We start from the raw sequence: 11,193 nt of genomic DNA, 5'->3' as shown, positions 1-11,193 counted from the left end.
CGCCCGGTGCGGCGAGAGCGCGTGCCAGGCGTCGCGGGGCAGACGGGAGTTTGACGACAGGCCCTAGAAGGGGAAGCGGCTCCGGCCGTGCTGTACCGAGATCCACTTCTGCGTGGTGAAGGCCTCGACGGTGGCTTCGCCGTTGAGGCGGCCCAGGCCGGAGGCCTTCTCGCCGCCGAAGGCGGCCAGCGGCTCGTCCCCGATCGTGGAGTCGTTGACGTGGATCATCCCCGTCTCGATCCGCTGCGCGAAACGGACGCCGCGTTCCACGTCCCGCGTGTGCACGGCCCCGCTCAGCCCGTACGGGGTCGCGTTGGTCAGCCGTACGGCCTCGTCCTCGCCGTCGAAGACCACCAGCAGCGCCACCGGGCCGAAGATCTCCTGGCCGAGCAGGGGGGAGTCCTCGGGGAGCCCGGCCAGTACGGTGGGCTCGACCAGGTTGCCGCGCGTAGATCCCCGTACGAGCGCGGTCGCGCCCGATTCCAGGGCTTTGTCGACGAGCGCGGTCAGGGCGTCGGCCTGGAAGGAGTTGATCAGCGGGCCGATCTGGGTGTCGGCCTCGTGCGGGTCGCCCGTCTTCAGGCCCCGTACGCGGGCGGTGAACTTCTCGGTGAACTCCTCCGCGACCGCCGCGTCGACGAGGATCCGGTTGGCTGCCATGCAGACCTGGCCCTGGTAGACGAACCTGCTGAAGACGGCCGCGTCCACCGCGTAGTCGAGGTCGGCGTCATCGAGGACGACCAGCGCGCTGTTGCCGCTGAGTTCCAGGACGGTCCGCTTGAAGTGGCGGGCGGCGACCGCCCCGACGTGCCGGCCGACCCGGTCCGATCCGGCGAAGGAGATCACCTTGGGGACGGGGTGCGTCAGGAGCGCGTCGCCAATCTCGGCTATGTCGGTGACCAGGACGTTCAGCAGGCCCGCCGGGAGCCCCGCGTCCTCGAAGATCTTGGCGATGACCCCGCCGCCGACCACGGGGGCGTTCTGGTTCGGCTTGATCACCACTGCGTTGCCCAGCGCGAGCGCCGGGGCGACCGACTTCAGGGTGACGAGGAAGGGGAAGTTGAACGGGCTGATCACGGTGACGACGCCGACGGGCAGGCGCTGGACCCGGTTCTCCTTGCCCTCCACCGGCGAGGCCAGGATCCGGCCCTCGGGGCGCACGGCCAGCTGGAGCGACTCGCGGATGAACTCCTTGGCCAGGTGGACCTCGTACTCGGCCTTGGGACGGGTCCCGCCGAGCTCGTCGATCATCGCCTCGACGATCTCCTTCTCGCGCTCCTCGGTGATCCGCAGGGCGCGCTCCAGGACCGCGCGTCTGATGTACGGGCTGGTGGCGGCCCATTCCTTCTGCGCGCGCTCGGCGCCGAGGTAGGCCTGGTCCACCTGCTCGACGGTGGCCACGGTGATGGCGGCGAGCTTCTCACCGTTGTACGGGTTGACGTCGATGATGTCCCACGAACCGTTGCCGGCCAGCCATTCGCCGTCGATGTACTGGTGAGCGAGGTCGCTGAATATGGACATGCCATCCCTTACTGCGAGCGCGCACCCGTGCGCTGCACCGGAGACCGATCGGTCGTCATGCACTGATCAGACGTCATACTACGTGCGAATCAAGACAGTTGAAGGAGGCCACGGAGAAGATCCCTGGTCCGGTCGGGGTCGGGGCAGTCGGCCTGAAGTCGCTGCATCGCCCGCTCGTACTGCCCCACTTCCTCGTCCTTGTCCAGGTAGAGGGCACTGGTGAGCTGTTCCAGATAGACGATGTCCTGGAGGTCGGACTCGGGGAAGCGCAGCAGGGTGAAGGCTCCGCTCTCGCCCGCGTGGCCGCCGAAGGAGAACGGCATCACCTGCAGCTGGACGTTGGGCCGCTGGGAGACCTCGATGAGGTGCTCCAGCTGGCCGCGCATGACGTCGCGGTCGCCGTAGGGGCGGCGCAGCGCGGCCTCGTCGAGGACGGCGTGGAAGACCGGGGCGTTCTCGGAGACCAGGACCTTCTGGCGCTCCAGGCGCAGCGCGACGCGGCGGTCGATCTCGGCGCGGGTGGCACCGGGCATGCCGCGGCTGACGACGGCGTGGGCGTAGGCCTCGGTCTGCAACAGGCCGTGCACGAACTGCACTTCGTAGATGCGGATGAGGGAGGCGGCGCCCTCCAGGCCGATGTAGGTCTGGAACCATCCGGGCAGCACGTCGCCGTAACTGTGCCACCAGCCGGTGGCGTTGGCCTCGCGGACCAGGCCGAGGAGGGACTCGCGCTCCGTGCTGTCCGTGACTCCGTAGAGCGTGAGGAGGTCCTCGACGTCTCTGGCCTTGAAGCTCACCCTTCCCAACTCCAAGCGGCTGATCTTCGATTCGGATGCGCGGATCGAGTAGCCGGCCGCCTCACGGGTGATGCCGCGGGATTCTCGGAGTCGCCTGAGCTGGGAGCCCAGGAGGATGCGGCGCACCACAGAACCGCTTGCTTCTGCGGTCACTAGTACTGCCCTCCCCATCGCATTGGCGTGCGCGTGGTGTGCGCGTGCGTCGCGGGGCCCCCGTACCCCAGGGGCCGCAGTCTGCCACCAAAACGCATCGGCCCGTACTCGTTCTGTAACGGAATTCGGCGTCCCGGAAAAGAAGTCCGTAAGTATGCGTAGGAAGAAATGAGCAAGAACCGTCACGGGAGCGGACAGGTCCGGCGCGTGCACGTGCATCTGCCCTTGCATCCGGCTCCGCCATTCGGAACGATGGTCCCCGCGCACCTGCGTGCACTTCGCGCCGGCGCACGGACCCACCCCGCAGTTCTTTCTGGACGGACACGACCGCTCCGTCCGCGAATCCCGGGAGTGCCTCGCATGGGGACGAATGGATCGACCATGCTCGAGCCGTTACGGCAGGGGCTGCCCCCGGTCGACCCCACGGCTGTCTCCGGGTCCGCTTCCTGCGCTCTGCCCGCCCGGTTCGAGGCGGTGCGGGGCGCCCGTACGTTCACCCGTTCCACGCTGTCGCAGTGGGGGCTCGACGAGCGCTTCGACGACGTGGCGCTGGTCGTCTCCGAGCTGGTCACCAACGCGCTGCGCCATGCCCTGCCCGAGGACTCGCGGCGGACGGCCGCCGAGGCGGAGCCGCCGGTACGGCTGCACCTGATGCGGTGGAGCACCCGGCTGGTGTGCGCGGTGCGCGACCCCAGCGAGGACCGGCCGGGCGGGGCCTTCTCGCCGGAGCGGACGGACGAGAACGTCGACCTGGAGTCCGGGCGGGGGCTGTTCCTGGTGGACTCGTACAGCGACAGCTGGGGTTGGCACCCGCTCGCGGGACGGCTGACCGGCAAGGTGGTCTGGGCGCTGTTCCTGCTCCAGGACTGAACCCGGCCCGCGCCTACGGCTTTCGGCCGTACGGGCGGGAGCCGCACGGCAATCGGCCGGGAATGATCGTTGCGATCATTCCCGGCCGCTGCACGTGCATGGCTTGATGGGTGCGCCGTTCCGTCAGCCGATCAGGTGATCGAACTCGCCGTCCTTCACGCCCAGGAGCAGGGCCTCTATCTCGGCCGGCGTGTACACGAGCGCCGGTCCGTCCGGGAAGCGCGAGTTGCGCATGGCGACGTCGCCGCCGGGCAGTTTGGCGAACTCCACACAGGAACCCTGTGAGTTGCTGTGCCTGCTCTTCTGCCAGGTCACTCCGTCGAGTTCTGCAGCTGCCATCCCGTTGTACGCGTGGTCCACAGGAAGCCCCCGATAGTGCAGATGTCAACTGCACCGGATCATAGCTGTGTTCATGAGCGCATGCATGGGCAGATGCACGTGCACGCGGGGTGCTCCCGCGATCACACACAGGCCCGGACGAGGGCCGGCCGGGGTCCGGTTGCAGCTCACCCTCACGGGCGAACTCAGGGCCTGACGGGGCATTTCAGGGGCGGAGGGCTTCCGACACCTCGTCCAGCGAGCCCAGGAGCTGGTCGGCGGCTCCGCGCAGCACCCCCGACGCGGGGGCGTCCCAGTCCGCCAGCACGGCCCGCACCCCGTCCCAGCACGGGACCCTGCGCTCGCGTACCGCCTGCGCGCCCGCCTCGGTGGCGGTGCGCAGCGCCTCGGCGAGGGCGGCCGCGCCCGGGACCGGGTCGTGCGCGCGGTCCGGCAGGTGGGCCTCCAGCAGCATGGCACCCCGGCCCAGGGCGGCCAGGGCGTCCCCCGCGTCGTCGGCGGCCGCGTGGGAGAGCCCCCGGTGGCGCACCGGTTCGCCGGCTGCCCGGGCGACCGCCTCCTGCCAGGCCAGCCGGGCGTCGCGGGCGGCCAGCAGGGCCTCGCGCACCTCGGCGCGGCGGGCGCCCGCCGGGTCGGCGTACTGACCGAGGACGGCCGCCGCGTACCGCCCGTCGGCGGCGATCCAGTCCGCGAGGCGGGTCCGCAGCCGCGGGGTCTCCCAGGCCGGGTACAGGGCGTACGCCACCATCGCGAGCAGCCCGCCGACCAGGGTGAGGGCCACCCGGTCGGGCACGGTCTGGTCCCAGCGGACCCCGCCCATGCCGAGCAGGAAGACCACGTACGCGGAGACGAAGGCCTGCGCCACGGCGTACCCGGTGCGCATCAGCACGTACATCAGGCCCGCGCTGACGACCGCGAGGAGGCCGGACAGGTACATGCCGGGCTGCGCCAGCTGCACGATGCCGGTGGCGACGGTGACCCCGACGAGGGTGCCGCCGAAACGGGCGACGGCGCGCGAGTACGTCTGGGTGAAGTCGGGCCGCATGACCATCACCGAGGTCATCGGGGCCCAGTAGGCGTGCCCGAGCGGCAGCGCGTGGCCGATCAGGTAGCCCGCGCAGGCCACGGCCGTCACGCGCAGGGCGTGCCGCAGGACCGGGGACCCGGGGCGCAGTTCGGCCCGTACCGACTTCAGGACCAGCGGCACCAGGGCGGGCATCGTGGGCCGCAGCATCGACTCCCCGGGATCGGCCGTGCGCCCGGACCGCGGCTGGGCCGTCTCCAGTACGTCGTCCAGCAGGGCGGCGAGCCGGCGTGCGGCCCGCAGGGGCGCGCCGGTGAGGAGGTCCGCCGTGTCGGGGGACTTGAGGACCGCCAGGGCCGGCGCGGGGAGGCGTACGGGATCGCCGTGCCGGATCGCGTGCGCGGCGCAGTCCAGCACCGCGGCGGCCGCGGCGAGCAGTTCGCGCACCCGGTCCCGCGCCGGACCCTCGGCGGGCGCCCCGACCGCCGGGTCGGCGAGCGAGGCCAGCACCGGCCGGATCCGCTCCGCGAGCCCCCGCGCGCCGTGCAGCTCGGCGGGACGCCGCCGGGCCTGCCGGGGCGTGACCGTGGCGGCCGCCCGCGCCCGCATCAGCGGCTCCGGGTCGAAGGGGGCGACCGGATCCTGCCGCAGCCGGCGGGCGTAGTCGGCCTCGGCGGCGAGCGCATCGGCGAGGGCGTCGCGCTGGGCGCCCCAGCGGCGGACGGGGAACAGCACGATGAGCAGCGCCTGGACCACCCCGCCGGCGGCGATCATCGCGGCGTGCCCGGCGGCCTGCGGGACGGAGGTGGGCAGGGTGACGGTGATCAGCATGATCGCGACGTTGCCGGAGGCGATGATCCCGGCGGTGGGGCCGGCCGCCCAGAGCAGGCTCGCCAGGAAGGTCCAGGCGGCGAGCAGCGCGAGGAAGAGGACGGTGTGCGAGGAGCCGACGAGGTACCCGACGAAGGTGGAGACGGCCAGGGTCAGGCCGGAGGCGAGCGCGAGGACGGGGCGCGGGCGCCAGCTCTGCTGGAAGGTGGCGATGGCGGCCATGAACGCGCCGAAGGCGGAACTGGCCGCCGAACCGGGGCCGAGGAGGGCGAGCCCGGCGCCGATGACGAGGGCGAGCCCGGCCGCCGCGCGGAGCGCGACGAGGGGTTCGAGCCGGGCCCGCTCGACGGCCATGCCCGAGCGGGCGGAGGCCTTCAGCGCCCGAAACCAGCCCATGCCGCCGAGCGTACCGTTTCTTCCTGATTGATCCGCTTCTGAGCGGATCGGTGTCGATCACCGCATGGGCAGACGACGGAACCCGCCACGGTGGTGTGGCGGGTTCCGTCGTCTGGGTGGTCAGCGCGGGGGCGTGGGGAGCCCCGCGGTAGAGGTCACGATTACTCCTGGTTCAGGTTGGACTGGTTGGTGTCGCCGTCGCCCTGGTTGACGTTGGCCTGGTTGGTGTCGCCGTCACCCTGGTTGACGTTGGCCTGGTTGGTGTCGCCGTCACCCTGGTTCACGTTCGCCTGGTTGGTGTCACCGTCACCCTGGTTCACGTTGGCCTGGTTGGTGTCGCCATCGCCCTGGTTCACGTTCGCCTGGTTGGTGTCACCGTCACCCTGGTTGACGTTGGCCTGGTTGGTCTTGCCACCGCCCTGGTTCACGTTGGCCTGGTTGGTCTTGCCGCCACCCTGGTTCACGTTCGCCTGGTTGGTCTTGCCACCGCCCTGGTTCACGTTGGCCTGGTTGGTCTTGCCACCGCCCTGGTTCACGTTGGCCTGGTTGGTCTTGCCGCCACCCTGGTTCAGGTTGGCCTGGTTGGTCTTGCCGCCACCCTGGTTCACGTTGGCCTGGTTGGTCTTGCCGCCGCCCTGGTTCACATTCGCCTGGTTGGTCTTCTTACCGCCCTGGTTCACATTCGCCTGGTTGGTCTTCCCACCACCCTGGTTCACATTCGCCTGGTTGGTCTTCTTACCGCCCTGGTTCACATTCGCCTGGTTGGTCTTCCCACCACCCTGGTTCACATTCGCCTGGTTGGTCTTCTTACCGCCCTGGTTCACATTCGCCTGGTTGGTCTTCCCACCACCCTGGTTCACATTCGCCTGGTTAGCGCCGCCGTCACCCTGGTTCAGGTTCGTCTGATTGACGTCCCTCACCACGCTCGGCGCAGTCTTGGCTGCCTGGGGAGCCGCCTGGGCGCCCGCCACTCCTGCGGTTCCGGCGAGCACTGCAGCAATGAAAGAGGCGCCGATAATGCGGGGGATCTGAATGCGGATGTTGACAGACATGTTATTTCTCCTTGAGTGGGGCCGAGATTTCCATTCACCTTCGGTGCGGCGACTCGGCGGTTTATCTGTAATCAGATTGGCCCACCACGAGAAGCGAGAAAAGCGACGCACATTCGGGGCTTGACAGGCTCCACAGGAGAACTAAAATCCCGCGGCCTCCGGGCATCGGCCGGGAGTCGGAAAGGCGGCCCAGAGCCGGAACACGCCGCTGCCCGGCAGGTCGTAGGCGGGATCTGACCTGCGCGATAACGTCTGCGCCCGTCAGGTCCCAGCCATACCGGTCCGTATGCACCACGGGCGCAACCGGCCGGCCGCACACCGCCACCCGCCAGGCCGTGTGCCCACTTCGCACCACATGCCGGAGGATCCTCGATGAATCAGCGTTCCTGGACTCACGCCCTCGTTCTGGCCGCGGCAAGCGCGGCGCTGACCGGCGGCCTCGCACTCCCCGCCTACGCAGCCGCCCAGCCCACCGACTGCACCGGCCTGTGCAGCACCACCGCCCACGCCCCCGGGGAAAGCGGCGCTCTGAGCCAGACGCTCCGCACCACCCGCAGCCGCGCCGTCACCCAGGCACTCCGCGCACCCCTCAGGCAGGTGGCCCTGGACCAGAAGCTCCGCACCCTCAGCCACGATTCCGTGGCCCGGACGCTGCGCACGGCCGGAGCGGGCTCCGCCGCGCCCGGCAGCCGTGCCGGGGCCGGCGGCGGCAGCGCCGTCGCCGGCAACGCCGCCACCGGCTATTTCGGCGACTGCGCAGGCATCTGCACCATCACCACCGGCAACGTCCAGAGCGGCGAAGCCCACGCCGACACGATCAGCCTCAACCAGGGCGGCAACGCCGCCAACGCCCAGAACGCCACCGGCGGCAGCGCCACCACCGGCCACGCCACCACCGGCTTCGTCGGCGACTGCCTCGGCATCTGCACCATCACCACCGGCAACGCCCAGAGCGGCGACGCCCACGCCGACACCATCAGCCTCAACCAGACCGGCGGCAAGGACAGCGTCAACCAGGCCAACATCAACCAGAACGGCGACAACGTCACCCAGACCAACACCAACCAGGACGGCTAGTCACGGTACGAAGGCCGAGGGCCCGTCCCGGCGCGGTGCCGAGCGGGCCCCCGACCGGCCGAACCACCGGTTCGGCCGCGATACGCGGGTGTCCAGGGGACCCGGGGCGGCCGTGGCGCCGCCCCGGCTACCGCCGGATCGGCTTGCGCCCGCCGCCCACCTGGGCGGCGTCGGCCGCCGCCGTGCCGTCCTCCCAGCCGGCGAGGTCCGTCGCGCCCCGCAGGCGGGTCGTCGTGGTCTGCGGGAACATCTCCTCCGCCCGGGAGGTGACCGCCACCTCGCGGGCCACCAGGGCCGGCAGGTTGTCCGGCGCCTCGCTCGCCGTGTGCTCGGCGGTCTCGGCCAGCCGCTGTCCGAGCCGGCTGGCGTAGGCGAGCAGGAAGGACTGCCTGAAGGTCTTCGTCCGCTTGCGCCCGCCCGACCGCTGCGCGGCCTCCGCCCGCGTCATGGCGGCCGTCCCCTGGACGAGCAGCGACGTGTAGAGCAGCTCGACCGCCTCCAGGTCGCTCTCGAACCCCACCACCGTGGAGAACTCGAAGGCGCCGTTCCACACCGCCCGGCAGCGGTTCGCGGTGGCCACCGCGTCGAGCAGTACCGCCTTGGCCTCCTCGTACGGCGGCTCGACACCGATCCGGCACGCCGCCGGGACCTGGGCCGGCCCCCTGCCGCTCGCCGCGAGCAGGGCCTCGTCCACGGTGTGCCGGGCCATCAGCTCCTGGGCCTTGGCGCTGAGCGCCTCCGCCTCCTCCGGGAAGGTGGTGGCCTCGGCCTTGGCCAGCAGGGCCCTGATGCGGCCGAGCATCCGCGGCTCGATGTGCGCGTGCGCCGCCAGATCGCCGGCCGGATCCCCGGGAACCGGACCCACCGGTTCGATGGACGGGAGCCGGATCAGCAGCCGGAACACCTCCAGGACGGCGGTGGCCAGCGTGAACCGGTCCGCCCTCTCCCGCCGCGCGAGCTCCTCGGCGTAGGTGTCGTCGCCCGTCCACCACACCTCGGCGTCGGTCCACCGCTCGGGGAGCCGGGCGTAGCGCCGCGCCTCGGCGGCGATCAGGTCGCCGGTGATCCGCAGGTGCCGTTCCTCAAGATCCCGCCGCACCAGCCGGAGCACGTCGGCCGGCCGCCAGCCCCGCTCCCAGGCCTGCCGTACGAACCCCTCCCCGCGCACCAGCAGCTCCCGGCCGACCCCGGCCCACCGGCCCGGCTCGGCGGCGAGCACCGAGGCGCCGGTGTCCAGCCCGGTGTCGTCCTGGGCGTACAGCGCTGCGGCGAAGGCTCGGTCGACGGTTTCGGCAAGGTCTCTCACCCCCTCAGCTTGGCATGTCCCCGCACCGCCGACTCAGGGCATGTCCCCGCACCGCCGACTCCGGCCACGGCCCGGCACCGCCGGACTGTCAGACCCCGGTGGGACACTCGCAAGCGTGAGCGATACCCCTGTCCGGTGGGCCCTCGCCGAGGAGGGCGACGGCGACAGCCGGTGGCACGCCGCCCCCGTGCCTCCCGCCACCGGCCCCCGGATCACCGTGCGCGACCCCGCCGACGCCGTCCGGGCCGCCCCCGCCGGCACGCGCTGGGTGTGGCCGTCCACGGCAGCGGTGTACCCCCGCCTGCTCGCCGCGGGCGCCCGCGTCGAGCGGTGCCACGACATCGAGGCCGCCGAGCTCCTCCTGCTCGGCCATGAGGGCCGCCTCGGGGAGCCCCGCTCAGCGGCGGCCGCCTGGGCCCGGCTCACCGGCGCCCCGGTCCCGCCCGACCCCCCGCAGCGCGCCGCCGAACCAGGCACGCAGGACTCCCTGTTCGACCCCCGCCCGGCGCCGCTCCCCCTCGACGCGCTGCTCGCCGTCCACGCCGACCAGGCGAGACGCATCGAGGCCACCGCCCACCCCGACCGGATGCGGCTGCTCGTCGCCGCCGAGTCCGCGGCCTTCCTCGTGGCCGCCGAGATGAACCGCGCCGGCCTGCCCTGGCGGGCCGACGTACACCGCGCCGTCCTCACCGAACTGCTCGGCGAGCGCTACGCGGGCGGCGGCGAACCCCGTCGTCTGGCCGAACTGGCCGACCGCGTCTCCACCGCCTTCGGCAGACGCGTGCGCCCGGACCTGCCCGCCGACGTCATCAAGGCCTTCGCCGAGGCCGGCATCAAGCTCACGTCCACCCGCCGCTGGGCCATCCAGGAGCTTGACCACCCCGCCGTCGAGCCGCTGCTCGAGTACAAGAAGCTGTACCGGATCTACACCGCCCACGGCTGGAGCTGGCTCGCCGACTGGGTCCACGACGGCCGCTTCCGCCCGGAGTTCATCCCCGGCGGCACCCTCACCGGCCGCTGGGTCACCAACGGCGGCGGGGCCCTGCAGATCCCCAAGGTCATCCGCCGGGCCGTCGTCGCCGACCCGGGCTGGCGGCTCGTCGTCGCCGACGCCGACCAGATGGAACCCCGCGTGCTCGCCGCGATCTCCCGCGACCCCGCCTTCATGGAGGTCGCCGGCCGCCCCGAGGACCTCTACACCGCCGTCTCCCGCCAGGGCTTCTCCGGCGACCGCGACAAGGCCAAGATCGCCGTCCTCGGCGCCGTCTACGGGCAGACCTCCGGCGACGGCCTCAAGAACCTCGCCGCGCTGCGCCGCCGCTTCCCCCGGGCCGTGGCCTACGTGGACGACGCGGCCCGGGCCGGCGAGGAGGGCCGGCTCGTACGGACCTGGCTGGGCCGCACCTCCCCGCCACCGGCCGGATCCGGATCCGGCTCCGGCTCCGGCGAGGAGGACGCGGGCGAGGCCGGGATCCCGCAGGACCGGGACGACGGGTGGACGCCGAGCTACGCCTCGACCAACAGCCGGGCCCGCGGCCGGTTCACCCGCAACTTCGTCGTCCAGGGCAGCGCCGCCGACTGGGCCCTGCTGCTGCTCGCGGCCCTGCGGCAGGCGACCGCCCCGATGCGGGCCGAGCTGGTGTTCTTCCAGCACGACGAGGTGATCGTGCACTGCCCCGCCGAGGAAGCCGGGGCCGTCGCCGAGGCGATCCGCGCCGCCTCCGACCTGGCCGGCCGGATCGCCTTCGGCGACACCCCCGTCCGGTTCCCGTTCACGACGGCGGTCGTGCAGTGCTACGCCGACGCGAAATGACCGCCGCCGCGAGC

9 protein-coding genes are annotated in these 11,193 nt (G+C 71.9%); 3 read left to right on the top strand and 6 right to left on the bottom strand.

Annotated elements, in window-relative coordinates; all coding sequences use genetic code 11:
* Window positions 1-63: 63 nt before the first annotated feature.
* On the bottom strand, window positions 64-1,521 hold the full coding sequence (locus ACIP5M_RS04415; RefSeq protein ID WP_401191654.1) for an aldehyde dehydrogenase family protein: 1,458 nt from the start codon (window positions 1,519-1,521) through the stop codon (window positions 64-66).
* 89 nt (window positions 1,522-1,610) lie between these two features.
* Window positions 1,611-2,489 (bottom strand): helix-turn-helix domain-containing protein, encoded by an 879-nt coding sequence (locus tag ACIP5M_RS04410; protein ID WP_401191652.1) that lies wholly within the window; start codon window positions 2,487-2,489, stop codon window positions 1,611-1,613.
* A 363-nt stretch (window positions 2,490-2,852) separates the two neighbouring features.
* Here ACIP5M_RS04410 and ACIP5M_RS04405 point away from each other — a divergent pair, with 363 nt between their 5' ends.
* Window positions 2,853-3,341: an ATP-binding protein gene (locus ACIP5M_RS04405; protein ID WP_401191650.1), complete on the top strand. Its 489-nt coding sequence runs from the start codon at window positions 2,853-2,855 to the stop codon at window positions 3,339-3,341.
* 123 nt (window positions 3,342-3,464) lie between these two features.
* Here the strand turns inward: ACIP5M_RS04405 and ACIP5M_RS04400 are convergent, their stop codons facing one another.
* From ACIP5M_RS04400 to ACIP5M_RS04390, 3 genes are all read right to left on the bottom strand, one after another.
* The gene (locus ACIP5M_RS04400; protein ID WP_215011402.1) at window positions 3,465-3,701 is read right to left on the bottom strand and encodes a DUF397 domain-containing protein; all 237 of its coding nucleotides are present in this window, start codon (window positions 3,699-3,701) and stop codon (window positions 3,465-3,467) included.
* A gap of 184 nt (window positions 3,702-3,885) precedes the next feature.
* Complete coding sequence (locus ACIP5M_RS04395; RefSeq protein ID WP_401191647.1) at window positions 3,886-5,931, bottom strand: FUSC family protein; 2,046 nt, start codon at window positions 5,929-5,931, stop codon at window positions 3,886-3,888.
* 161 nt (window positions 5,932-6,092) lie between these two features.
* A complete protein-coding gene (locus ACIP5M_RS04390; RefSeq protein ID WP_401191645.1) occupies window positions 6,093-6,983 on the bottom strand; it encodes a hypothetical protein in 891 nt (296 codons plus the stop codon).
* A gap of 372 nt (window positions 6,984-7,355) precedes the next feature.
* Between ACIP5M_RS04390 and ACIP5M_RS04385 the strand changes: the two genes are divergently transcribed.
* On the top strand, window positions 7,356-8,060 hold the full coding sequence (locus ACIP5M_RS04385) for a hypothetical protein (protein ID WP_401191642.1): 705 nt from the start codon (window positions 7,356-7,358) through the stop codon (window positions 8,058-8,060).
* A 127-nt stretch (window positions 8,061-8,187) separates the two neighbouring features.
* Here ACIP5M_RS04385 and ACIP5M_RS04380 read toward each other — a convergent pair whose 3' ends face one another.
* Window positions 8,188-9,366 carry a DUF2786 domain-containing protein gene (locus ACIP5M_RS04380; protein ID WP_401191639.1) on the bottom strand — a complete coding sequence of 393 codons (1,179 nt, stop codon included), beginning with the start codon at window positions 9,364-9,366 and terminating at the stop codon, window positions 8,188-8,190.
* Window positions 9,367-9,406: 40 nt separating this feature from the next.
* Here ACIP5M_RS04380 and ACIP5M_RS04375 point away from each other — a divergent pair, with 40 nt between their 5' ends.
* Complete coding sequence (locus tag ACIP5M_RS04375; protein WP_401191638.1) at window positions 9,407-11,179, top strand: bifunctional 3'-5' exonuclease/DNA polymerase; 1,773 nt, start codon at window positions 9,407-9,409, stop codon at window positions 11,177-11,179.
* Window positions 11,180-11,193: the final 14 nt, after the last annotated feature.

Origin of the sequence: Streptomyces sp. NPDC088762 (genome assembly GCF_044750905.1) — a bacterium.
Taxonomy (GTDB): Bacteria; Actinomycetota; Actinomycetes; order Streptomycetales; family Streptomycetaceae; genus Streptomyces.
This window is presented reverse-complemented; position numbering and strand designations above follow the sequence as displayed.